Origin of the sequence: Azoarcus indigens (assembly GCF_004361735.1) — a bacterium.
Classification (GTDB): domain Bacteria; phylum Pseudomonadota; class Gammaproteobacteria; order Burkholderiales; family Rhodocyclaceae; genus Azoarcus; species Azoarcus indigens.
Genome location: NZ_SNVV01000019.1, coordinates 81,129 through 103,676 on the forward strand (window position 1 = coordinate 81,129; position 22,548 = coordinate 103,676).

General features: G+C 66.4%; 28 protein-coding genes. 10 read left to right on the plus strand and 18 right to left on the minus strand.

Annotation, left to right across the window (positions count from 1 at the left end; genetic code table 11):
- Positions 1 to 111 precede the first annotated feature (111 nt).
- Complete coding sequence (locus C7389_RS18565; protein ID WP_133594138.1) at positions 112 to 738, minus strand: c-type cytochrome; 627 nt, start codon at positions 736 to 738, stop codon at positions 112 to 114.
- A 121-nt stretch (positions 739 to 859) separates the two neighbouring features.
- Between C7389_RS18565 and yihA the strand changes: the two genes are divergently transcribed.
- From yihA to C7389_RS18580, 3 genes are all read left to right on the plus strand, one after another.
- Positions 860 to 1,483 (plus strand): ribosome biogenesis GTP-binding protein YihA/YsxC, encoded by a 624-nt coding sequence (yihA, locus tag C7389_RS18570; protein ID WP_133594139.1) that lies wholly within the window; start codon positions 860 to 862, stop codon positions 1,481 to 1,483.
- Between the two features lie 269 nt (positions 1,484 to 1,752).
- A complete protein-coding gene (gene hemB / locus C7389_RS18575) occupies positions 1,753 to 2,769 on the plus strand; it encodes a porphobilinogen synthase (protein ID WP_133594140.1) in 1,017 nt (338 codons plus the stop codon).
- Entirely contained in the window at positions 2,766 to 3,287 is a 522-nt protein-coding gene (locus tag C7389_RS18580) for a GNAT family N-acetyltransferase (protein WP_246034888.1), read from the plus strand. The genes hemB and C7389_RS18580 overlap by 4 nt, the downstream gene beginning before the upstream one ends.
- Here the strand turns inward: C7389_RS18580 and C7389_RS18585 are convergent.
- The 3 genes from C7389_RS18585 to bioB are packed head-to-tail and all read right to left on the minus strand — an operon-like array spanning position 3,270 to position 5,841.
- Positions 3,270 to 3,923, minus strand: coding sequence for a pyrimidine 5'-nucleotidase (locus C7389_RS18585; protein ID WP_133594141.1), 654 nt, complete (start codon positions 3,921 to 3,923; stop codon positions 3,270 to 3,272). The genes C7389_RS18580 and C7389_RS18585 overlap by 18 nt on opposite strands.
- A 12-nt stretch (positions 3,924 to 3,935) precedes the next feature.
- Positions 3,936 to 4,829 carry a methyltransferase domain-containing protein gene (locus tag C7389_RS18590; RefSeq protein WP_133594142.1) on the minus strand — a complete coding sequence of 298 codons (894 nt, stop codon included), beginning with the start codon at positions 4,827 to 4,829 and terminating at the stop codon, positions 3,936 to 3,938.
- A gap of 19 nt (positions 4,830 to 4,848) precedes the next feature.
- On the minus strand, positions 4,849 to 5,841 hold the full coding sequence (gene bioB, locus C7389_RS18595; RefSeq protein WP_133594143.1) for a biotin synthase BioB: 993 nt from the start codon (positions 5,839 to 5,841) through the stop codon (positions 4,849 to 4,851).
- A gap of 112 nt (positions 5,842 to 5,953) precedes the next feature.
- Here bioB and C7389_RS18600 point away from each other — a divergent pair, with 112 nt between their 5' ends.
- The gene (locus C7389_RS18600) at positions 5,954 to 6,622 is read left to right on the plus strand and encodes a ComF family protein (RefSeq protein WP_246034890.1); all 669 of its coding nucleotides are present in this window, start codon (positions 5,954 to 5,956) and stop codon (positions 6,620 to 6,622) included.
- A gap of 72 nt (positions 6,623 to 6,694) precedes the next feature.
- Positions 6,695 to 7,159 (plus strand): tRNA (cytidine(34)-2'-O)-methyltransferase, encoded by a 465-nt coding sequence (locus tag C7389_RS18605; RefSeq protein ID WP_133594144.1) that lies wholly within the window; start codon positions 6,695 to 6,697, stop codon positions 7,157 to 7,159.
- Positions 7,160 to 7,207: 48 nt separating this feature from the next.
- On the opposite strand, the gene C7389_RS18610 is transcribed toward C7389_RS18605, so the two are convergent.
- The 6 genes from C7389_RS18610 to C7389_RS18635 all read right to left on the minus strand — a co-directional run bounded on the left by C7389_RS18610 (position 7,208) and on the right by C7389_RS18635 (position 10,246).
- Positions 7,208 to 8,191: an NAD(P)H-dependent glycerol-3-phosphate dehydrogenase gene (locus tag C7389_RS18610; protein WP_211168420.1), complete on the minus strand. Its 984-nt coding sequence runs from the start codon at positions 8,189 to 8,191 to the stop codon at positions 7,208 to 7,210.
- 5 nt (positions 8,192 to 8,196) lie between these two features.
- Positions 8,197 to 8,649, minus strand: coding sequence for an SH3 domain-containing protein (locus tag C7389_RS18615; protein WP_133594146.1), 453 nt, complete (start codon positions 8,647 to 8,649; stop codon positions 8,197 to 8,199).
- Positions 8,650 to 8,661: 12 nt separating this feature from the next.
- Positions 8,662 to 9,123, minus strand: a complete 462-nt coding sequence (secB, locus tag C7389_RS18620; protein ID WP_133594147.1) for a protein-export chaperone SecB — start codon at positions 9,121 to 9,123, stop codon at positions 8,662 to 8,664.
- A gap of 64 nt (positions 9,124 to 9,187) precedes the next feature.
- Positions 9,188 to 9,457: a glutaredoxin 3 gene (gene grxC / locus C7389_RS18625; RefSeq protein WP_425455584.1), complete on the minus strand. Its 270-nt coding sequence runs from the start codon at positions 9,455 to 9,457 to the stop codon at positions 9,188 to 9,190.
- A gap of 2 nt (positions 9,458 to 9,459) precedes the next feature.
- Positions 9,460 to 9,876: a rhodanese-like domain-containing protein gene (locus tag C7389_RS18630; RefSeq protein WP_133594148.1), complete on the minus strand. Its 417-nt coding sequence runs from the start codon at positions 9,874 to 9,876 to the stop codon at positions 9,460 to 9,462.
- Positions 9,877 to 9,919: 43 nt separating this feature from the next.
- A complete protein-coding gene (locus C7389_RS18635) occupies positions 9,920 to 10,246 on the minus strand; it encodes an ArsR/SmtB family transcription factor (protein ID WP_133594149.1) in 327 nt (108 codons plus the stop codon).
- A gap of 131 nt (positions 10,247 to 10,377) precedes the next feature.
- Between C7389_RS18635 and gpmA the strand changes: the two genes are divergently transcribed.
- From gpmA to C7389_RS18660, 5 genes are all read left to right on the plus strand, one after another.
- Positions 10,378 to 11,127, plus strand: coding sequence for a 2,3-diphosphoglycerate-dependent phosphoglycerate mutase (gpmA, locus tag C7389_RS18640; protein WP_133594150.1), 750 nt, complete (start codon positions 10,378 to 10,380; stop codon positions 11,125 to 11,127).
- A gap of 20 nt (positions 11,128 to 11,147) precedes the next feature.
- Entirely contained in the window at positions 11,148 to 12,455 is a 1,308-nt protein-coding gene (locus C7389_RS18645; RefSeq protein ID WP_246034892.1) for a murein hydrolase activator EnvC family protein, read from the plus strand.
- A gap of 55 nt (positions 12,456 to 12,510) precedes the next feature.
- On the plus strand, positions 12,511 to 13,875 hold the full coding sequence (locus tag C7389_RS18650) for a S41 family peptidase (protein ID WP_133594151.1): 1,365 nt from the start codon (positions 12,511 to 12,513) through the stop codon (positions 13,873 to 13,875).
- Positions 13,876 to 13,892: 17 nt separating this feature from the next.
- A complete protein-coding gene (locus tag C7389_RS18655) occupies positions 13,893 to 14,342 on the plus strand; it encodes a hypothetical protein (protein WP_133594152.1) in 450 nt (149 codons plus the stop codon).
- Positions 14,343 to 14,405: 63 nt separating this feature from the next.
- Complete coding sequence (locus C7389_RS18660; protein ID WP_133594153.1) at positions 14,406 to 15,170, plus strand: HesA/MoeB/ThiF family protein; 765 nt, start codon at positions 14,406 to 14,408, stop codon at positions 15,168 to 15,170.
- Here C7389_RS18660 and ribD read toward each other — a convergent pair.
- The 8 genes from ribD to C7389_RS18700 all read right to left on the minus strand — a co-directional run bounded on the left by ribD (position 15,161) and on the right by C7389_RS18700 (position 22,242).
- Entirely contained in the window at positions 15,161 to 16,255 is a 1,095-nt protein-coding gene (gene ribD, locus C7389_RS18665; RefSeq protein WP_133594154.1) for a bifunctional diaminohydroxyphosphoribosylaminopyrimidine deaminase/5-amino-6-(5-phosphoribosylamino)uracil reductase RibD, read from the minus strand. The two genes, C7389_RS18660 and ribD, sit on opposite strands and share 10 nt — an antisense overlap.
- Positions 16,236 to 16,751, minus strand: coding sequence for a transcriptional regulator NrdR (gene nrdR, locus C7389_RS18670; RefSeq protein ID WP_133594155.1), 516 nt, complete (start codon positions 16,749 to 16,751; stop codon positions 16,236 to 16,238). The genes ribD and nrdR overlap by 20 nt, the downstream gene beginning before the upstream one ends.
- An 88-nt stretch (positions 16,752 to 16,839) precedes the next feature.
- A complete protein-coding gene (glyA, locus tag C7389_RS18675; RefSeq protein ID WP_133594156.1) occupies positions 16,840 to 18,090 on the minus strand; it encodes a serine hydroxymethyltransferase in 1,251 nt (416 codons plus the stop codon).
- 405 nt (positions 18,091 to 18,495) lie between these two features.
- The gene (locus tag C7389_RS18680) at positions 18,496 to 18,795 is read right to left on the minus strand and encodes a ferredoxin family protein (protein ID WP_133594157.1); all 300 of its coding nucleotides are present in this window, start codon (positions 18,793 to 18,795) and stop codon (positions 18,496 to 18,498) included.
- Positions 18,792 to 20,093 (minus strand): FAD-dependent oxidoreductase, encoded by a 1,302-nt coding sequence (locus C7389_RS18685; RefSeq protein WP_133594158.1) that lies wholly within the window; start codon positions 20,091 to 20,093, stop codon positions 18,792 to 18,794. Before C7389_RS18685 ends, C7389_RS18680 begins: the two co-directional genes overlap by 4 nt.
- An 11-nt stretch (positions 20,094 to 20,104) precedes the next feature.
- Positions 20,105 to 21,187, minus strand: coding sequence for an electron transfer flavoprotein subunit alpha/FixB family protein (locus C7389_RS18690; RefSeq protein ID WP_133594159.1), 1,083 nt, complete (start codon positions 21,185 to 21,187; stop codon positions 20,105 to 20,107).
- A 10-nt stretch (positions 21,188 to 21,197) separates the two neighbouring features.
- Complete coding sequence (locus tag C7389_RS18695) at positions 21,198 to 22,043, minus strand: electron transfer flavoprotein subunit beta/FixA family protein (protein WP_133594160.1); 846 nt, start codon at positions 22,041 to 22,043, stop codon at positions 21,198 to 21,200.
- 10 nt (positions 22,044 to 22,053) lie between these two features.
- Complete coding sequence (locus C7389_RS18700) at positions 22,054 to 22,242, minus strand: 4Fe-4S binding protein (protein ID WP_133594161.1); 189 nt, start codon at positions 22,240 to 22,242, stop codon at positions 22,054 to 22,056.
- Positions 22,243 to 22,548: the final 306 nt, after the last annotated feature.

Here is a 22,548-nt window from a genome sequence, read left to right on the forward strand (position 1 = left end):
GGGGCCGCAAGGATGGGCCGGAGAGCGCCGAGGGCAAAGAAAAAGCCCGGCGTGAGCCGGGCTTTCGTATGGCGGTAGGGGAAAGGGCTGGCCTTCCCGCCGCAGGGCCGCTTAGCGCAGGCCGGCCGCGTAGTCGGCGACGGCCTTGATCTCGGCGTCGGTCAGCTTCAGCGCGATCATCTGCATCATGCGGCTCGGATCATTGGTCCGGACACCGTCGCGGAAACCCTTGAGCTGGGCTTCGGTGTACTCGGCGAACTGGCCGGAGAGCTTCGGATACTGGGCAGGCAGGCCGCCACCGGCAGGGCCGTGGCAGGCCGCACAGGCGGGAACGCCCTTGGCCGCAATACCGGCGCGCCAGATCTTCTGACCGGCCTCGATGGTGGCGAGGCTCTTGGCCGGTTCCGGCTTCTGGGTCTGGCTCGAGAAGTAATGGGCCAGCGCCTTCATGTCGCCGTCTTCCAAGGTGGCGGCCATTGCGCTCATGACCGCGTTGTCACGTACCGGCTTCTTGCCGTCATGCGCCTTGAACTCGCGCAACTGTTTGTACAGGTATTCCGGGATCTGTCCTGCGAGCTTCGGATTGGCCGGGAGCTGGCTGTTGCCGTCTGCCGCATGGCATGCGGCACAGATCGTTTCGGCGATCTGTTTAGCCTTGTCCAGGTCGGGAGCTTGCTCCTGAGCCTGAAGACCGCCTGCGACCAGCAGCAGCGGAAGCAGCAGGGAACGCTTGATCATAATGTCCTCGGAAAAGCCGTCAGTGGTTGTCTCAAACTTGGTATTCTATAACATCAACCTGGATTTGCGCGACGCCAGCAGGGTTTTTCCCGAGAGGCCGCGCTTCGCTGATTCAAGCCCCATGCCGCTCTTCCGCAACGCCCGTTTCGAAACCTCCATTGCCAAGCCCTCCGGGCTTCCCTCGCCTTCCGGCCCGGAGATTGCCTTCGCCGGTCGTTCCAATGCGGGTAAGTCGAGCGCCATCAATACACTCGCCGGGCATGTTCGCCTGGCATATGTTTCGAAGACGCCCGGTCGCACCCAGCTGCTGAATTTCTTTCGCCTCAATTGCGGCGCGCTGATGGTGGACCTGCCAGGGTACGGCTACGCGGCGGTGCCGGAGAAGGTGCGCAAGCAATGGCAGGGGCTGATCGAGTCCTACCTGAAGCACCGCGAGAGCCTCATCGGCCTGGTCCTGATCATGGATTCGCGCCATCCGCTGACACCGCTGGACCGGCAGATGATCGACTGGTTCGCGCCCTCCGGCCGTCCCATCCACATCCTGTTGACCAAGAGCGACAAGCTCACCCGCGGCCCGGCCACTGCCACCCTGCAGGCGGTGAAGCGGGAGTTGGCACCGCTGGGCGAGAAGGTGACGGTGCAACTCTTCTCCAGCCTGAAGAAGACCGGTGTGGAAGAAACCGAGACAGTGGTGGCACGCTGGCTGGCGGCTGAAGCAGGCGAAGAGAACGCGACGCTCGAGTAAACAAAAACCCCCGGCTAAAGGGGATAAAGCCGGGGGTAAAAATGCCTTAAGTAGATTAAGGCACCCGCTCAGGGAGGTGAAGCGGGAGACGGCTCAGCACCATCTGCTTGATAAGATAGTGAGCCGAAACGGGAAGTTCCCAGCGCAATTCGTTACCGGATGTGTCTGGTTTCAGGCCTTTTTGCCGCTTTTCTTCAGGCCACTGGAGTCACGGAGAAGCCTGTCTTTCCTGCCCGTTTTGCCCCTTCCGTATCGTTTTCGAGATCATCATGCGACCCACTGGAGCCTTTCCCGCCACACGCATGCGCCGCATGCGCCGCGATGCCTTTTCCCGTCGGCTGATGCAGGAGTCCGTCCTGACCACTGCCGATCTGATCTACCCGGTTTTCGTCCTCGAGGGCGAGGGGCACGTCGAAGCGGTGCCTTCCATGCCGGGCGTGAGCCGCGTCTCGCTGGACAAGCTGCTGGCGGTGGCCGAAGAGGCGCTTACCCTGGGCGTTCCGGCTCTGGCGCTGTTCCCGGTGGTGGGAGCGGAGGGCAAGAGCGATGGCGCCGAGGAAGCGTGGAACCCGGACGGGCTGCTGCCGCGTGTGGTCAGTGCGCTGAAGCAGCGTTTCCCCGAGCTGGGCGTGATCACCGATGTGGCGCTGGATCCCTACACCAGCCATGGGCAGGATGGGCTGATCGACCCTAAGGATCCGCGCGGCTACGTGATGAACGACGAGACGCTGGAGGCGCTGGCCAAGCAGGCTCTCTGCCACGCCCAGGCCGGTGCGGACGTGGTTGCGCCTTCCGACATGATGGATGGCCGCATTGGTCGCATCCGTTCCATACTCGACGAGCACGACCTGATCTACACCCGCATCCTCGCCTACTCGGCAAAGTACGCCTCCAGCTTCTATGGTCCGTTCCGCGACGCGGTCGGCTCCGCCGCCAATCTCGGCAAGGGCAACAAATACACCTACCAGATGGACCCCGCGAATAGCGACGAGGCCATCCGCGAAGTGGAACTGGACATTGCCGAAGGCGCGGACATGTTCATGGTGAAGCCCGGCATGCCCTACCTGGACATCGTGCGCCGGGTGAAGGCCGAACTGCAGGTGCCAACCTACGCCTACCAGGTCAGTGGCGAGTACGCGATGCTCAAGGCGGCCGCATTGAATGGCTGGCTCTCCGAGCGTGCTTGCGTGCTGGAGTCCCTGCTGGCGTTCAAGCGCGCCGGCGCCGACGGCGTCCTCACCTATTACGCGCTGGATGCGGCCCGCTGGCTGAAGGAAGGCGTTTGAGTATTACGTTGGAAGGCCTGCGGCCGATGCGGGCGCTTGATCTGTCCGCGGTGCTGCAGGTTCAGCGCGCCGCTTATGGCGATGGTTATCAGGAGTCGGCCGAAGTCCTTGGGGCGAAGCTGGCGCTGGCGCCGAACTGCTGCTGGGTGGTGGAGCAGCAGGGAAAGGTGGGGGCTTATGTCTTCGCCCATCCCTGGCGCCGGCAGGCGCCGCCGCCCTTGCACAGCCGGATGGAGTCCTTGCCTCGGGCTGCAGACTGCCTGTTCGTCCACGACGTCGCAGTGATGCCGGCGCTGCGTGGTGTCGGCGCGGCTGGCGCATTGTTCCGGCAGGTGGCGGCCGAGGCGGCGGTGAGGCACCTGCCTTGCCTGACGCTGGTGGCGCTGGCCGATGCCATTCCTTACTGGCAACGCCACGGCTTCAGGGCGCAGCCAGCGGGTTCGCCGGAGGGCTATGGCGCAGGCGCTGCCTTCATGTCGCTGCTGCTTGCGACCGCAGATTCAGACCGCAGTCAGTAAGTGGGCGCAGGCCCGGCGCAGGCCCAGCACGTTGGAAATCTTGATGTCCACATAGGACGGCCGCCGCAGGCTGCGGCTGACCCAGACGGTGCGCATGCCCAGGCGGCGCGCGGTTTTCAGGTTCACTGCGGTGTCTTCCACCATGACGCATTGGCGCGGATTCAGGCCGAAATGGTGCAGCAGCCGGCGATAGCCCTCGATGCCGGGCTTGGGATGGAAGCCGAGTTGCTCGATGCCGACGACGCTGTCGAAGCGACCGGCGATGCCCATCGCCTCCAGCACCGCGTCCGCATACATCCGCGGTGCGTTCGAGAACACGATCTTGCGCCCCGGCAGCCGGCGCAACATGGCGCCCAGCGCGCGTTCGAACACCATCAGCTCATGCAACTGCTCGAAGCGGTGGGTTTCACGCAGGAAGTGATGCGGATCGGTGCCGTGATGGCGGATCAGTCCTGAGAGCGTGGCGCCGTAGCGCTGCCAGTAGTGCATGCGCAGAGAGTTGGCGGCCTCATGGCTCAGGGACAGATGCTGCTCCAGGTAGGCCGTCATACTCCGGTTGATATGCGGAAAGATATGCGGACTGGCGTTGTGCAGCGTGTTGTCGAGGTCGAAAAGCCAAACGGGTGGAGCGGGCATGCGGTGTCGTGTTCAGCGCTGGGGGCGCGGCTGGAAGTGGATGATGCTGCGGCCGTCGCCGGTGGTCTTGGGCGCGGCCTTCCAGGCGTGGCCCTGGATGACTTCGAAGGTGGCCGGCAGGCGGCCGTCCCGGCGCTGCTTCTCGTAAGCGGCGCGGGCCTGGTCCCAGCCGCCACGGCCGGAGAGGCCGCGCGGGCGCCCCCGGCTGGCGTTGGCGTTGCCGGTGGCGCGCAGATCGTCCAGCAGGCCATCCAGTTCGGCGTAGGTCAGCGTCACCATCTCCATGTCCATGACCGGATCCGCGAAGCCGGCCTTGACCAGCGCGTCGCCCAGGTCGTGCATGTCGATGAAGCGGTGGATGCGCTCGCCGGCGTGTTTGGGCAGTGCGTCGCCCAGTTCCTTCAGCGTGTCCGGGCCCAACGTGGAGAACATCAGCAGGCCATCGACTTCCAGCACGCGGTGGATTTCCTGCAGCGCCGGCAGCGGATCGTCCAGCGCCGTCAGCATGAGGTTGGACCAGGCCAGCGAGATGCTGCTGCGCGCCAGCGGCAAGGCCAGCGCGTCGGCTGCGAGCAGCGGCGGCACCGGTCGCGCGCCCATGAGGCGTTTCAGCAGGCCGGCCTGCGGCGTGACCCGGGCGTTGGCCCGGGCCAGCATCGGCAGCGCAAAGTCGGCGCCGAAGGCCGCGGCCTCCGGATAGCGTTCGGCCAGGCGCAGCAAGTCCTGACCGGTGCCGCAGCCGAGATCGAGGATGCGTTTGGGCGTGATGCGGATGTAGTCCAGGCGCTCGTCCATGCGCCGGGCGATCTCGCGGCCTAGGGCATCGGCGCCGTCGCTGGTGGCCGCGGCGCGGCCGTAGCGCCGACGCAGCAGGCTGCGGTCGAGCTGGAAATCTGCTGCTGTCACGGAAGGCTGAGCGGGCGGATCAGACGGCCTTCAGGCCGAGGCGGGCCAGCAGGTTCTCGTCGCGGTCAGCCTCCGGGTTGCTGGTGGTGAGCAGGCGGTCGCCATAGAACATGGAGTTGGCGCCGGCCATGAAGCACAGGGCCTGCAGTTCGTCGCTCATCTGCTCGCGGCCCGCCGACAGGCGTACGTAGCTGGCTGGCATGGTGATGCGGGCGGCGGCGATGGTGCGGACGAATTCGAAGGGGTCCAGCTGCTCGCTCTCGGCCATCGGCGTGCCGGGGATCGCCACCAGGTTGTTGATGGGCACGGAATCCGGCGGCGGTTCCATGTTGGCGAGCTGGGCGATGAGGCCGGCGCGGCTGCTGCGGCCTTCGCCCATGCCGATGATGCCGCCGCAGCAGACGTTGATGCCGGCATCCCGCACCTTGTCCAGGGTGTTCAACCTGTCCTGCATGGTGTGGGTGGTGATGACCTGGCCGTAGAACTCGGGCGCGGTGTCGATGTTGTGGTTGTAGTAGTCGAGGCCGGCGTCGGCGAGCTGCTCGGCCTGGCCGTCGCGCAGCATGCCTAGGGTGACACAGGTCTGCAGGCCCAGCTTCTTGACCTCGCGCACCATCTCCAGCACCGGCTCCATGTCCTTCTCCCTGGGGCCGCGCCAGGCGGCGCCCATGCAGAAGCGGGAGGCGCCCTTGGCCTTGGCGGCGCGAGCATGCTCCAGCACCTCGTCGATCGGCATCAGGCGCTCGCGCTCCAGGCCGGTGTCGTAGCGGGCGGACTGGGAACAGTAGCCGCAGTCTTCGGAGCAGCCGCCGGTCTTGATCGACAGCAGGGTGGAGCGCTGGATCTCGTTGGCATCGAAGTGGGCGCGATGCACCTGCTGCGCGCGGAAGAGCAGATCGAGGAAGGGGAGTTCGAACAGCGCCTGCACCTCGGCGACCGCCCATTTCTTGCGCTGCGCCTGTTCCGGATGGTTCTGGCTGGCGGCGGGAGGAGCGGTCAATGTTGTTGTCATGAGGTGCGTTCCGGACTTAAATGTGGCAATCCAGCATGTTCATTCAAGGGCGGAAAACTTGTCAAATACGCCAGGGGGGCCAAGCGCGTGGCGTCGCGGCCTGCGCGCGGCGGTGGATGCGCTTCTGCCGCAGCGTTGCTGCATCTGCGGGCGGGAGCAGGGCGGTGCGCCAGTGTGCCCGGAATGCGCGGCCGATCTGCCCCATGTCCGCAGCGGCAGATGCTCGGTCTGCGCCCAGCCCTTGCCTGGCGGCGGCGTCTGCGGGCAATGCCTGAAACGGCCGCCGGCCTTCGATGCCAGCCAGGCCGTCTTCGATTACCGCTTTCCCCTGGATGGGCTGGTGCAAGGGCTGAAGTATCACCAGCGCTTTTCCCTGGCGGGCTTCTTTGCCGAGGAGATGGTGGCGGCGATGTTTCCGCGCGAGGTGGACCTGATCCTGCCCATGCCATTGCATCGCTCCCGCCTAGCCGAACGCGGTTTCAATCAGGCGGTTGAGATCGCCCGGCCCCTGGCTCGCCTCGCGGGAGTGCCGCTGGCGCTGGACGGAGCGCTGCGGCTGCGCGCTACGCCCAAGCTGGAGGGCTTGTCGCGCCAGGAGCGCAGGGCGACGTTGCGTGGCGCTTTTGCCTGCGGGCGAGATCTGGCCGGCGCCCGGGTGGCGGTGGTGGACGATGTGATGACTTCCGGCGCTACGCTGGACGAGTTGGCGCGCTGCCTCAAGCGCAGCGGTGCATCGCGGGTGGAGAACCTGGTGGTGGCCCGGACTCCGCCGCCGGGTTGAGGCAGCGGGGCAGAACGACGCCCGGCTTCTGGGCTAAAGTGCGCGCTTTCCGTTGTTCCGCCCGCCCGGTCCATGTTCGATATCGTCCTGTTCCAGCCCGAAATTCCGCCGAATACTGGCAACGTCATCCGCCTCGCGGCGAATGCCGGCGCGCATCTGCATCTGGTGGAGCCGCTCGGGTTCGTCATCACCGACAGGACGCTGGCGCGGGCGGGGCTGGACTACCACGACATGACCCAGGTGACGGTGCACAAGGATTGGGATAGCTGCGTCTCGGCCCTGTCCGGGCGTCGTTTCTTCGCACTGACCACCAAGGCGAGGGCGCGCTACGATCAGGTTGCTTTCCAGCCGGGGGACGTCTTCGTCTTCGGTCCGGAGAGTCGCGGGCTGCCGGCGGAGATACTGGACGCGCTGCCGTCGGAGCGGCGGCTGCGGATTCCGATGCGGCCGGGTTGTCGCAGCATGAACTTGTCCAATTCGGTGGCGGTGCTGGTGCTGGAGGCCTGGCGGCAGCAGGGTTTTGCCGGCGGGGCTTGAGCCGGCAGGGTGAAGGCGGGAGCGCCGTCTGCGCCCTGTTTTCCTGCTTTATTCGTGCTTGGGGTCGCGGGACAGCAACTGCTCCACCGCATCGCGGGCGATCAGGCCGTCATGCAGCAGGCCATGGACTGCCTCGCAGATCGGCATCTCCACGCCCAGCCGGCCGGCCAGGCCGACCACTTCACGTGCGGTGGACACGCCTTCGGCGACATGGCCGAGCTCGCGCAGGATATCGTCCAGCGTCTTGCCGGCAGCCAGTGCCAGGCCGACACGGCGGTTGCGCGAAAGGTCGCCGGTGCAGGTGAGAATGAGATCGCCCATGCCGGCCAGGCCCATCAGCGTATCCGGACGGCCGCCGAGGGCGGCGCCCAGGCGGGCGATCTCCGCGAGCCCGCGGGTAATGAGCGCGGCGCGGGCATTGAGGCCGAACCCCATGCCGTCGGAGACGCCGGCGGCGATGGCCATGACGTTCTTGACCGCGCCGCCGATCTCGCAGCCGACGAGGTCGGTATTGGCGTAAATGCGCAGCAGCGGCTGGTGCAGCTGGTTCACCCAGAACTGGGCGAAGGTCGTATCCGCCGCGGCCAGCGTTACCGCGGTGGGCTGCAGGCGGGCGACCTCGGCAGCGAAGCTGGGGCCGGTGAGGACACCGCAGGCCGCGTCTGCGTCCAGTTCCTCGGTGACGATTTCGTGCGGGAGCTTGCCGGTGCCGGCCTCCAGACCCTTGCAGGCCCATAGCAGCGGCGTATCCGGCTGCAACTGGCGCAGGCTTCTGACCGTGGTGCGCAGTCCGGAGAGCGGAGTGACGACCAAGTGCAGATCGGCGCCACGGGCGGTAGCAGCAAAATCCGCGCTCAGCGACAGCGCCGGAGACAGCGGAATGCCAGGCAGGTAGCGGGCGTTTTCGCCCGACTGCTGCATGGCATTAACATGTTCAGGATTGCGCGCCCACAGTGTCGTCTCGTGGGCGGAGGAGAACGCCTGGGCGAGTGCGGTGCCCCAGGCGCCGGCACCGAATACGGCTATCCGCATCCGGCTCACAGCCCCCAGACTTCGCCGACGCGGATATAGCCGCTGGCGCCGTCCTGGTGGCGGACCTTCACCCAGCCATTGGCGGGCGCTTCCACGAGCTCGAGTACCAGGTCGCGCACCGCCTCGAAGACCGGCGGGGCCTCCTCGGAGGCTTGCTGGCGCACCATGGTGCGTGGAGCGGTGACCATCAGCGTGCGCTTGTCGGTCAGCGCGCCCCGTTCTATCCAGTTGATCGCGCCCGCCGGGTCGCGCACCTTCACCCATTTGTCCAGCGCCACCACGACCTCCACCGGCGTACCGGGGGCGACGATGAACAGCCGCTTGCCCTGGTTGGAGGGCGAGTCGTAGAGGATGGCCGGCGCGGCGACCGAGCGGAACTCGATGGCCTGGGCGAGCGGGCTGGCGCAGGCGAGCGCCAGCCCGAGCCCGAGAGAGAGGCGCAGGCGGGATGCGATCATGGCTGCACGTCCTTACTGGACCGGGACCTCGCCCGGCTGGGCGGCGGCCTGCTCGCGCTGCTGCTGGTAGAGCGCGTCGAAGTTCACCGGCGCCAGCACCACCGGCTGGAAGCCGGCACGGGTGATCGCGTCGGAAACCGCCTCGCGGGCGTAGGGGAACAGGATGTTGGGGCAGCCCACCATCATCACCGGCTCCAGGTCTTCCTGCGGGATGTTGCGGATCTGGAACACGCCCGCCTGGGCCACTTCGACCAGGAACACCGTCTTGGATTCCGGCAGTTCGGCGGACACGGTCACCGTCAGCACGATCTCGAACAGGCCGTCGTTGATGCCCTTGCCCTCGGTGCGCAGCTGCACGTTGATCTGCGGCGTCTCGCGCTCGAGGAAAACCTGCGGGGCATTGGGGACCTCGAGGGAGAGATCCTTCACGTAGATCTTCTCGATGGAGAATACGGGTTGCGCGTTTTCGGTCATTTCGGAAAGCCTGTTCGGTGGTGTTTTGGTGAGGATGGGTGTTGCAGCGGATGTCCCGGGGGACTCAGGCCCCCCGGCCTTGAAGCAATGGATCCAGGCCGCCCCGGTGGTCGAGGTCGTGCAGGTCGTCGCAACCGCCGACATGGTAATCGCCGATGAAGATCTGCGGAACCGTGCGTCGTCCACTGAGTTGCATCATTTCTGCACGGCGGGAGGGGTCGATGTCCACCCGGATCAGTTCCAGTTCGTCGCCGACCCCCTTGCTGCGCAGCAGATGCTCGGCGCGATGGCAGTAGGGGCAGGTGCCGGTAGCGTACATGCGGATGTGGGGCATGGTCATTTCCTCTTGCGGCTCAGCGGCTGGCCCGCCTTCTCCCATTCCATGATGCCGCCGCGCAGGTTGTACACCTTCTCGAAACCGGCTTTGCGCAATTGGGCCAGCGCGCCTGCAGAGCGGTTGCCGGTGGCGCAGCAGAGGATGATTGGACGCGATTTGAACTTGTCGAGTTCGCCGCTGCGCCGTTCCAGCTCGCCTGCCGGGATGTGGCGGGCGCCGGCAATGTGGCCGGCGGCATACTCGCCCTGGTCCCGCACATCGACGACGATGGCGTCTTCGCGGTTGATCAGCAGCGTGGCCTGGACCGGCGAGAGCTGCGTCTTGTTGTTGCCGCTGCGCACGGTTTCCACGAGCAGCCAAGCGCCGCTGACCACCGCCAGGGCGGCCCAGTACCAGTTCTGTTGCAGGAATTCCACGAAAACGTCGCTCCGGTTGGGTTGGGAAAATCGATGGACGGGTTCAGTGCTTGGGTGGCACGCCGCAGAATACTTCACGCATCAGCACGATGAGTTGCAGGGTGCGCTGGTCACCCACGCGGTAGTAGACCCGGTTGGCATCCTTGCGCGTCTGCAGGACGCCCTTGTCGCGCAGGATGGCCAGATGTTGCGAGATGTTGCTCTGCGAGGTGCCCACCGCCTCGACGATGTCCTGCACGCAGACCTCGCCTTCGCCCAGCACGCACAGGATCTTCAGCCGCAGCGGGTGGGCGATCGCCTTGAGCGCCCGGGCGGCCATCTCGATGTGCTCATGCTTGTCTATCAGCTCGAAGATGTCTTCTTTGTTCACGTGAGGGCCGGGCGGGCAAAACCGTTAGTATAAAATATCGCGCCGAGGTCTTGCTCGGGCGGCAGCCGCCCTGGCTGCCGCCCGAGCCGTCATCCCCCGTTCAACCCCCCTAAACCGGACTCGATCCCCCCATGTACAAGATCGTTCTGCTTCGCCACGGCGAATCCACCTGGAACAAGGAAAACCGCTTCACCGGCTGGACCGATGTAGACCTTACCGAGCAGGGCACGGAAGAGGCGCATCGCGCGGGCAAGCTGCTGAAGGCCGAGGGCTACGGCTTCGATCTCGCCTTCACCTCGGTGCTGAAGCGCGCGAACAAGACCTTGAACATCGTCCTGGAAGAGCTGGACTCCCTGTGGCTGCCGGTCGAGCACTCCTGGCGCCTCAACGAGCGCCACTACGGCGCGCTGCAGGGCCTGAACAAGGCCGAAACCGCCGCCCGCTTCGGCGACGAGCAGGTGCTGGTGTGGCGTCGCTCCTACGATACCCCGCCGGACCCGTTGCCCGAGGGCGACGAGCGCCTCACGGTGGACGATCCGCGCTACGCCGGCCTGCCAAAGGCGCAGTTCCCGCGCACCGAGTGCCTGAAGGACACGGTGGCGCGCGTGGTGCCTTACTGGGAAACCGTGATCGTGCCGCAGATCCTGGCCGGTCGCCGCGTCCTGGTCGCCGCCCACGGCAACAGCCTGCGTGCGCTCATCAAGTACCTGGACGGGATTTCCGACGACGACATCGTCGCCCTCAACATCCCCACCGCTCAGCCGCTGGTCTATGAACTGGATGCAGACCTCAAGCCGGTGAAGCACTACTACCTCGCCGACGAAGAGACCATCCGCGCCGCCCAGGCCGCGGTCGCCAGCCAGGGCAAGGCCAAGGCCTGACTTTCCCTCCGCTTCGCCAGATGATGACATCACGCCGCGTGCTGCGCTGCCTGCTGGTTGCGGCGGCGGTGTCGCTTGCCGGGCCGGCGCAGGCGCAGCAGGCCGGCGATCTGGCCGAGAAGCGCTCCGACCTGGACGACCTGAAGCGCCGCATCCGCGAGTTGCAGAAGGACATGGCGCAGACCGAGGCCTCGCGCTCCGGCGCGGCGACCGCGCTGGCGGAAGCCGAGCGCGCGGTGTCCCGGGTGGAGCGCGAAGTGCGCCGGCTCGGCAGCGAGAGGGCAGATGCCGAGCGCAAGCTGGCGTTGCTGGAGGCGGAACAACGTGAAGTTGAGGGACGCATCGCCGCCCGCCAGGACGAACTGGCGGAGTGGCTGCGCCGTCACTACATGCACGGCGCGGCCGACGGTGTGGCGCCGCTGCTGTCGGCGCGCGATCCCAACCAGCTTGCCCGCGATGCCCATTACCTGGAACACCTTGGCCGCGCCCGCCTGGGGTTGATCGAATCCCTGCGCGCGGACCTCAAGGAAAAGGCGCTGCGTGCGGCCGAGATCGGCCAGCGTCGTGACCGCGTCGTCACCTTGGCGGCGGAGCAGCAGGCACGCCAGACCGAGCTGGCCTCGGTTCATGAAACCCGCAAACAGGCCCTGGCGCTGATTTCCGATCAACTGAAGACCCAGCAGAAAGAGGTGAGCGCCCTGCGTCAGGACGAGCAGCGCCTGGGCCGGCTCATCGATACCCTGGTGCAGCGCGCGCGCGAAGCTGCGGCGCGCCAGGCCGCCGCACGTCGGGCTGCAGAGCAGCAGGCGGCGCGGGAGCGGGCCGCTGCGGCGGCCAACCCGCCGTCGCAGGGCAGTCAGGCGCCGCGCCGGTCCGAGCCGGTGGTGGGCGAGGTCCGCCATGCCGCGGGCGCCACGCCCACTGGCGTCAGCTTCGCCCAGTTGCGCGGCCAGCTCAGATTTCCGGTGCGGGGAGAACTGGTTGGGCGCTTCGGCGCTCCAAGGGCCGAAGGCGGAACCACCTGGAAGGGCGTGTTCATCCGCGCCGGCAATGGCAGCGAGGTGCGCGCGGTGGCGGGCGGTGAAGTGGTCTTCTCCGACTGGTTGCGCGGCTATGGCAATCTGCTCATCATCGACCACGGCGGCGACTACCTTTCGGTCTATGGCAACAACGATGCCCTGCTGAAAGAGGTCGGTGACAAGGTGGGTGGCGGCGATGCGGTTGCCAGCGTGGGGGCCAGCGGGGGGGCGGCGGAATCAGGTTTATACTTTGAAATCCGTCACCAAGGCCGGCCGCTGGACCCGATGCTGTGGGTCAGGCTCAACTGACGAAACGAATGAAGATGCGGCCCGGAAGGCCGGGACGCGCCCCGATGGAGTCCTTATGCGCAGCAAGCTGAAGCAAGTCGGCCTGGTGATGACCGGCGTTTTCGCCGGTGTGATGATCAGCCTCAATTTCTCCGCCAACGCCGACAAGGTCACGCCGGCGCCGCTACCGGTGGAAGAACTGCGCGCTTTCGCCGATGTGTTCAATGCGATCAAGCAGGGCTACGTCGAACCGGTCGAGGACAAGAAGCTGATCACCCAGGCGATCAGCGGCATGCTGTCCGGACTGGATCCCCACTCCGCCTACCTGGATGCGGAGGCCTTCAAGGACCTGCAGGTCGGCACCCAGGGCGAGTTTGGCGGCCTCGGCATCGAGGTTGGCACCGAGGACGGCTTCGTCAAGGTCATTTCCCCGATCGAGGACACGCCGGCCTTCCGCGCCGGAGTCAAGGCGGGCGACCTCATCGTCAAGCTGGACGACACCCCGGTCAAGGGCATGAGCCTGAACGACGCGGTCAAGCGCATGCGTGGCAAGCCCAAGACCGACATCACGCTGACCATCATGCGCAAGGGCGAGAACCGGCCGGTGGTGATCACGCTGACGCGTGAAGTCATCAAGGTGCAGAGCGTCAAGTCGAAGATCGTCGAGCCCGGCTACGGCTACGTGCGCGTCGCCCAGTTCCAGGAGAACACCGCCTCCTCGCTGGTCCAGCACCTGGACAAGCTGGTCAAGGAAGGGCAGCTGAAGGGCCTGGTGCTCGATCTGCGCAACGACCCGGGCGGTTTGCTGCATGGGGCCGTCGGTGTCGCCGCAGCCTTCCTGCCGGCCAATACGGTAGTCGTTTCCACCGACGGCCGCACCGAGGATGCCAAGCGCGAATACCGCGCCGCGCCGGAAGACTACCTGCGCGGCACCCGCGACGACTTCCTGAAGTCCCTGCCGCCCAGCATCAAGGATCTGCCGATGGTGGTGCTGGTGAATGGCGGTTCCGCCTCCGCCTCGGAAATCGTTGCCGGCGCACTGCAGGACCACAAGCGCGCGGTGGTAATGGGCACTCAGACCTTCGGCAAGGGCTCGGTGCAGACCATCATCCCGCTGAATGCGAACACTGCGATCAAGCTCACCACCGCGCGCTACTACACGCCGGGCGGCCGTTCCATCCAGGCCAAGGGCATCGAACCGGACATCGTGGTCGAGGAGAGCACCAACGGTTCTGCCCGCCGCGTGCGTGAGGCGGATCTGCAGGGTCATCTGGGCAATGATCGCGATCCGGACGCCGAGCGCTTGCTGCAGAACAGCGGCAAGGGGGGCGACGATGAAGACATGCCGCCCCGCTTCGAACTGGCGGGCAAGGATGACTACCAGCTTGCCCAGGCGGTGAATCTGCTGAAGGGCTTGCAGATCGTCCAGAACAAGAAGTAAGGCAATGGAGGTGGGTGATGCTGAGGGAAACGGCGTACAAGCTGGCCGGCAGGCGTCACCACCATCCCACTCCGGGGGGCGGTCTGCTGAAGCGGCGGGTGCTGCGGCTGCATCCCCGCTGTCCCGGAGGGCGTGAACGGGCGGTCGCGGTGCTCGAAGCGCTGGGGGTTGCCTGCGTGGAGCAGGGGCAGGCGGCTTCCGAACTGCTGGTGGTCTATTCGGTGTTGGACCATACGCTGCAAGGGCTGGAAGCTGGACTTCGAACTGAAGGGCTGGTGCTGGATGAGCGGTTTCGCTGGCAGATTGCCCGCTGGCTGGTGTATTTCAGCGAGGAGACCCAGCGCCGCAATCTGAGGTCGCCCGAGCGTCTGCTCAAGCAATCCCACAAAGTGTATGTGCATGCCTGGGAGCACCACCCCCACGGCGACCACGACACCACTCCGCCGGAACTACGGGGCTACAAGTAAACCAGCTCTGCCGGAGTGGAGAACACCGGACCGCACCGCGGTCCTTTTTCATTTTCCGATGCCATGAACGACGATCAACTGCTGCGCTACAGCCGCCATATCCTGCTGCCTGAAATCGGTGTCGAGGGGCAGGAGGCCATCCTGGCTGCCCGCGCGCTGATCGTCGGCGCCGGCGGCCTGGGATCGCCGGCGGCCATGTACCTGGCCGCGGCCGGCGTAGGCACGTTGGTGCTGGCCGACGACGACACGGTGGACCTCACCAACCTCCAACGCCAGATTCTGCACAGCGCGGAAGGGGTGGGGCGGCTCAAGGTGGAGTCTGGCCGGGATACCCTGCACCGGCTGAATCCGCTGGCGCGGGTGGAAACGCGGGCGCTGCGGCTGGAGGGCGAGGCCCTGGAGGCGGAGGTGGCTGCAGCCGATGTGGTGCTGGACTGCTCGGACAACTTCGCCACCCGTCACGCCATCAACCGCGCCTGCGCTCATCACGCACGACCGCTGGTCTCAGGCGCAGCGATCCGCTTCGATGGCCAGGTCTCGGTGTTCGACCTGCGTCAGCCGGATGGCGCCTGCTACCACTGCCTGTTCCCCGAAGGGGAGGATGTGGAGGAGGTGCGCTGTGCGGTGATGGGGGTGTTTGCACCGCTGACCGGCATCGTCGGTGCCACCCAGGCGGCCGAGGCGCTGAAGCTGCTCAGCGGCTGCGGCGCCACGCTGGATGGCCGCCTGCTGTTGCTCGACAGCCTGAGCATGAACTGGCGCAGCGTGTCCTTCGGGCGCGACCCGGCTTGCCCGGTGTGCGCCGAGCGCGCGAGGGCTCAGGCCTGACGCGGTCGCGCCAGCAGGCGGAAGTCGTCGCCCAACTGGCGTAGGTCGCGGATGTCCAGGCGCAGGGCCTGGTCCAGCGCGCTCAGCGGCGCCAGGTTGAACAGCCCCTGCGCGGCATCGCCGACCAGCAGGGGCGCGAGATAGAGCAGCAACTCATCCACGCAGCCTTCCCGCAGCAGCGAACCGTTGAGTTTGAAGCCGGCTTCGACGTGGATTTCGTTGAGGCCGCGTTCGCCCAAGGCGCGGAAGAGCTGCGGCAGATCGACCTTGCCAGCGGCGTTCGGCAGTGGCAGCACTTCATGGCCGGCTGCCCGTAGTTCCGCTTCGCGCGCCGGATTGCCGCCGGCGGTGGCGATCAGGATGGGGGGGCCCGCCAGCAGGCGCGCGGTGGAAGGGATAGCCAGCCTGGCGTCGACGAGGATGCGCAGCGGCTGGCGTTCGCAGGGCACGGCGCGCACGGTGAGTTGGGGGTTGTCTTCCCTGACGGTGCCGATGCCGGTCAGGACGGCGCAGGCACGCGCGCGCCAGCGGTGGCCGTCGCGCCGCGCGGCTTCGCCGGTGATCCACTGGCTGACGCCATTCTCCAGCGCGGTCTTGCCATCCAGGGTGCTGGCTGCTTTCAGCCGCACCCAGGGGCGGCCGCGGGTCATGCGCGAGACGAAGCCGATGTTCAGATCCCGCGCCTGGGCTTCCATCAGCCCGCTTTCCGCAATGATGCTGGTAGCACGCAGGCGGGCAAGGCCACGGCCAGCGACCAGCGGATTGGGGTCTTCCATCGCCGCGACCACCCGGGCGACACCGGCATCCACCAGCGCATCGGCGCATGGCGGGGTGCGGCCGAAGTGGGAGCACGGTTCAAGGGTGACGTAGGCGGTCGCGCCGCGGGCGGCCTCGCCGGCCATGCGCAGCGCATGGATCTCGGCGTGTGGTTCGCCGGCGCGCTGGTGCCAGCCTTCGCCGACGATGACGCCGTCGCGTACCAGTACGCAGCCGACGCGTGGATTCGGTGTGGTGGTGTCGAGGCCCTGCTCGGCGAGCGCCAGCGCGCGCGCCATCGCGGCATGGTCAGCCGCCGAAAAGGTCATGCTCGGGGTCCGGGGTGGCCGGACCGCTACCGCGGCTGCGCTTGGGCCTGGCCTGCACCTCGCGCACGACTTCGGCGAACTCGTCCACGTCGGCGAAGTTGCGATACACCGAGGCGAAGCGGATATAGGCGACCTTGTCGAGCTTCTTCAGCTCCTTCATCACCAGTTCGCCAATCTTCTCGCTCGGGACTTCCGGCTCGCCCAGCGACAGCAGGCGGGCCTCGATGCGGTCCACCGCGGCCTCCACGTCTTCGGTGGTCACCGGCCGCTTGCGCAGCGCCAGCTGCATGCTGGCGGTGAGCTTGCGGTGGTCGAACTCGCTGCGGCTGCCGTTGCGTTTGACGATGTGCGGCATCTTGAGATCGATGCGCTCGTAGGTGGTGAAGCGCTTGTCGCACTTCACGCAGCGGCGACGACGACGCACCACGTCACCGTCCTCGTTCTCACGGGTGTCGGTGACCTGGGTGTTGGGGTCGTCGCAGAAAGGGCACTTCATGGACGTGGAGCCGTGGGGCCTGACGGGGAGGGGACTGCCACTGCAGCGTGCATCGCGGGCCGTCCCGTGCCGGCGTATTACGACCGGCTCAGGCGCCGTAGACCGGGAACTTGGCGCACAGCTCGGCAACCTGGCCGCGCACCCGCTCCAGCACCGCCTCGTCGGCTGGCGCGGCGAGCACATCGGCGATCAGGTGGGCGATCTTCTCGGCTTCGATCTCGGTGAAGCCGCGGGTGGTCATCGCCGGCGAGCCGATGCGGATGCCGGAGGTGACGAAGGGCTTCTCCGGGTCCTTCGGGATCGCGTTCTTGTTCACCGTGATGTGGGCGCGGCCCAGCGCGGCTTCGGCTTCCTTGCCTGTGATCTTCATCGCCCGCAGGTCGAGCAGGAAGACGTGGCTCTCGGTACGGCCGGAGACGATGCGCAGGCCGCGCTCCTCGCCCAGCACCCGCGCCATGACGCGGGCGTTGGCGATGACCTGTTCCTGGTAGTTGCGGAAGGCCGGCGTCGCCGCTTCCTTGAAGGCCACCGCCTTGGCGGCGATGACATGCTCCAGCGGGCCGCCCTGCAGGCCGGGGAAGATGGCGGAGTTGATCGCCTTCTCATGCTCGGCCTTCATCAGGATGATGCCGCCGCGCGGGCCGCGCAGGGTCTTGTGGGTGGTGGAGGTGACGACGTCGGCGTGCGGCACCGGGTTCGGGTAGTAGCCGGCGGCGATGAGGCCGGCGTAGTGGGCCATGTCCACCCAGAAGATGGCGCCGACTTCCTTGGCGATCCTGGCGAAGCGCTCGAAGTCGATGCGCAGGGAGTAGGCGGAGGCGCCGGCGACGATGATGCGCGGCTTGTGCTCGCGGGCCAGCGCTTCCATCGCGTCGTAGTCGATCTCTTCGTTCTCGTCGAGGCCGTAGGCGACGACGTTGAACCACTTGCCGGACATGTTCAGCGGCATGCCGTGGGTGAGGTGGCCGCCTTCGGCCAGGCTCATGCCCATGATGGTGTCGCCCGGCTTGGCGAAGGCCATCAGCACCGCCTGGTTGGCCTGGGAGCCGGAGTTGGGCTGCACGTTGGCGGCCTCGGCGCCGAACAGCGCCTTCAGGCGGTCGATGGCCAGCTGTTCGACCACGTCCACATGTTCACAGCCACCGTAGTAACGCTTGCCCGGATAACCTTCCGCGTACTTGTTGGTGAGCTGGGAGCCCTGGGCTTCCATTACCGCGTGGGAGACATAGTTTTCCGAGGCGATCAGTTCGATGTGATCTTCCTGGCGGCGGTTCTCGGCCTGGACGGCGGACCAGAGCTCGGGATCAACCTTGGCGAGGGTGTCTTGCGAGGAGAACATGGGGGGCTCGAAACGCGTGGTTTTTAAAAGCGGATGTTACCACGCGGCCTGCACAGAAAAGTGGCATCGGCGTCGGTGAGCTGCATCCCGTGCGGAAGCTCAGCAGAAGTGCTTCCGGGAGGGGGCGGGGCGGCTCTTGCCGTTGCCGGCCTCTGGTTCTTCGCGCTCATTGCCTTTGAATCATGTTGTCCGCATGGATGCGGTTCCCGGCTTTTTGCCCGGTGGCCGGCGGTGAAGCTGGCTGGGTCTGCGTCCAGGTCTTGTCACGGCGCTGCCCTTTCGCGTCGTTCGGGACCCGGGGCTGCCCGCTCTCCTGCAGCGCGCAGGGGAAGGCGCGTGGCCGGGCCCGGCGGCCAGCGCTCCCGCCGTGATCCATGGTTGCGGGAGCGTCGGCGGCCTGCTTCGTCAGCCGAATTTGAACTGGATGCCGTAACCGCCGCGCGGATATTCCCATTCCACGTTGCGGTGGGTGGTGCAGATCACCCGGCAGGTGCCGCATTCCAGGCAGCCGTCGGTGGTCAGCACCACCTTGTCCGCCGCGCCCTCGTAGCAGCCGGCCGGACAGCAGACGGTGCATTGGCGGGTGGTGCAACTGGCGCAGAGGGCTTCATCCTTGATCTGGATGTGCGGGCGCTCGGCGTCGACCAGGTAGCGGTTCTGGTACAGCTTGTCTTCGACCTTGATGCTGACCGCTTTGTCGCTCATCGGAATGCCCTCCACAATTTGTAGGCGTCGCCGAGCAGGCCGAAGAGGCTGCGTTCGGCGCGGAAGCCGCGATAGATGTCCTTCTGCTTGCTGCGCTTGTCTTCGCCATCGACCTTGAGCATGGCGTAGGCGGAGCGGTTGAGCAGTTCCGGGTAGGTGGTGAGGAACTGCTTGTTGTTGTCGAGCAACTCGGGCAGATCCTTGTATTTCTTCAGGTCCTTGATGACGAAGCTGTCGTCCAGCCGCTTGCGGTAGAGCGCAAGGTTGGCGGCGCTCATGGCCTTGCCGGCGCGGCCGAGTTCGATGGCGGTTTCGGCGGCGATGCGGCCGGTGGTCATGGCGAGGTTGGAGCCTTCGCGGTGCACCGCATTCACGAACATGCCGGAGTCGCCGACGATCATCCAGCCATCGCCGTAGATCTGCGGGATGGCGTGGTAGCCGCCTTCGGGGATGAGGTGGGCGGCGTATTCCTTCATCTCGCCGCCTTCCAGCATGGGCGCGACCGAGGGATGTGCCTTCAACTGTTCCAGCAACTGGTAGGGGGTGATCTTCTGCGTCATGAAATCGGATAGCAGGCAGCCGACGCCGACGCTGATCGAATCGCTGTTGGTGTAGAGGAAGCCGGTGCCCATCATGCCGTGGGTGATCTTGCCCATCATCTCGATCACCACGCCTTCTTCATCCTGGATGTTGAAGCGCGACTCGATGACGTCCTTGGGCAGGAAGTGGATCTCCTTCACCGCCAGCGCGACATGCTTGGGATCCAGTTCCGGCCGGAAGCCGGCCTTGCGCGCCAGGGTGGAGTTCACGCCGTCGGCGAGGATCACCAGGTCGGCGTATATCTTGCCGTCGATGCGATCCACCTCGACGCCGATGACCTTGCCAGCGTCATCGCGCAGCAACGTCTTCACCGTGGTTTCGCAGATCACCAGCGCGCCGGCTTCCTTCACCTTGTCGGAGAACCACTTGTCGAACTTGGCGCGGATGATGGTGTAGCGGTTGTAGGGTGGCTTGTTGAAGTCGTCCGAGCGGAAGTGGCTGCCGACGTAGGAGCGCTCGTCCATCACCCACATGCGCTGCTCGATGATGTGGCGTTCCAGCGGCGCTTCCTCGCGGAAGTCGGGAATGATGCGCTCCAGCGCATCGGCATAGAGGATGGCGCCCTGCACGTTCTTGGCGCCGGACGTTTCGCCGCGCTCCAGCTGCAGCACCTTGAGGCCGGACTTGGCCAGGGTGTAGGCGGCGGCGTTGCCGGAGGCCCCGGCGCCGACCACGATGACATCGAATTTTTCGGACATGGTCGCTTTCCTCAGCCTGCGCGGCGGGTGGTGGCCAGCTTCTGCCGGAAGGCCTCGGTGAGCGCCGGCAGGATCTGCAGCGCGTCGCCGACGATGCCGTAGTGGGCGAAGTCGAAGATGGGAGCGTTGGGGTCGTTGTTGATGGCGATGACGCAGTCCGCGCCTTCCATGCCGACGCGGTGCTGGATGGCACCGGAGATGCCGGCGGCGATGTAGAGCTTGGGCCGCACCGTCCTGCCGGACTGGCCAACCTGGCGGTCCAGCTCCGCCCAGCCGGCCTGCACCACCGGCCGCGAGGCGCCGACTTCGGCGCTCAGCACCCGGGCCAGCTCCCACACCAGTTGGAAGTTCTCCTGCTTGGCGAGGCCCTTGCCGCCGGACACGATGATGTCGGCGAAGGGCAGCTGCGGCTTGTCTCGGCTGTCGTCGGGGATGTAGTCCAGCACCTTGGTGATGATGGACTCCTCCGCCATCGCCAGCGGATGCTCGATGATCCTGCCGCCGCGGCCTTTCTGGCGTTCCGGCATCGCCATCACCCTCGGCCGCACGGTGGCCATCTGCGGCCGGTAGTTCAGGGTGACGATGGTGCACAGCAGGCTGCCGCCGAAGGTCGGGCGGGTGGCGGCGAGGCTGCGGTTGTCCATGTCGATGGTGAGGCTGGTGCAGTCGGCGGTGAGGCCGGTGAGCAGGGTGGTGGCCACCGAGCCGGCGAGGTCGCGGCCCTGGGTGGTGGCGCCCAGCAGCAGCACTTCCGGCTGGTAGGTGTTGACCAGCTCGGTCATGCCGCGGGTGAAGGGGTCGTTGCGGTAGTCCTGCAGCGTCGGGCTTTCCATCAGGTAGCAGAGATCGGCGCCGTAGGCGAAAGCGTCGTGGCAGAAGCGCTGGCCATCGTCGCCGGGGGCGGCGAGCACCACGCCGGCCAGCTCCACGCCCAGCATGTCGGCCAGCTTGCGGCCTTCGCCCAGCAGTTCCCAGGACACCGGATGGACCTGGCCGCGCTCATGCTCGATGAAGACCCACACGCCCTTGTAGGCGGCCAGCCGCGGGTCCAGTTCGAATTTGCGCTTCTTCTTCACGGGTGCGTCATTGCTCATGTTCGTCTCCTTAGCCGGCGCGGCGGGCGAGTTCGGCTTCCACCACCGGGAAGCGCTGGCCCAGGCGGGCGATGAGTTCGACGGCGAGGTCGGCGGCGCGGCCGCTGTCCACCGTCACCATTTCCGCCTTCTCGGCGCGCGGGCTGGGGGTGAAGACCTTGTTCACCACCGTCGGCGAGCCCTTCAGGCCGATCTTGGTGACGTCCTCGATGCCGGCGGCCACGCGGTCCCAGCGCGTCAGCTCGTGACGCGCCGCGCGCAGCTGGTCGGGCAGGCTGCCGCGGCGCATCTCGTTGGTGCCTTCCAGCATGGTCACCAGGCAGGGCAGGGCGGTCTTGAGCAGCTGCACGCCGCCTTCGGCGCGGCGTTCCACCGTGATCGTGCCGCTGGTCTCATCCAGCTCGTTGATGCGGGACACATAGGTGAGCAGCTGCAGCTCCATGCGCTTGGCAATGCCGGGGCCGACCTGGGCGGTGTCGCCGTCTATGGTCTGCTTGCCGGTGAACACCAGGGTGACCGGGTGGCTCTCGTGGATCTTGCGGATGGCCGAGGCCAGGGCGAAGCTGGTCGCCAGCGTGTCGGCGCCGGCGAAGGCCTTGTCGGTGACGAGGATGATCTCGTCGGCCCCGTAGGACAGTGCCTTGCGCAGGGCGGCTTCGGCCTGCGGCGGCCCCATGGTGATCACGGTGACGCGGCCGCCGTGCTTGTCCTTCAGCCGCAGCGCCTCTTCCAGGGCGAAGAGGTCGTAGGGGTTGATGATGGCGGGCACGCCCTGCCGCATGATGGTGTTGGTTACCGGATGCACCCGGATCTGGGCGCTGTCCGGTACCTGCTTGATGCAGACGACGCTGTGCATGGCGGGCTCCTCAGGCGTAGGAAATACAGCCGTCGACCGGGCAGTTGTCCATGCACTCCGGGTCGCCGCCGTCGCACTCGGTGCAGCTGCCGGCGTCGATGCGATAGACGCCTTTCTTTTCCGCGATGGAACCGGTGGGACAGAGGGATTCGCACATGCCGCAGCTGGTGCATTGCAGCGGATCTATCTTCAAGGCCATGACTCGCTCCTGGATGGGGAATGAGTCCAGCTTAGGGATTGCGATGGCTAATTCCGGTAAACAGTCGATGCTGCGGTGCAAAAAAAGCGTAAATGCGAGAGGGGTGGAGAAGCGGGGCTTCCGCTCGGAGCGGCCTTTCTTTCGGTTCTTCGCGCAATCTGGGGGAAGTAGTGGTTGACGGTTCGGAGGTTGGTAGATTGGCAGTCGCCAAACAAACCGATCCCCTTCCTCTTCCCCGTCATGCGCGATGCTATGTTGGGCGTGGTCTTCTGGGAAGGCCACGTCGTCGATTCATCTCAGGAGCAA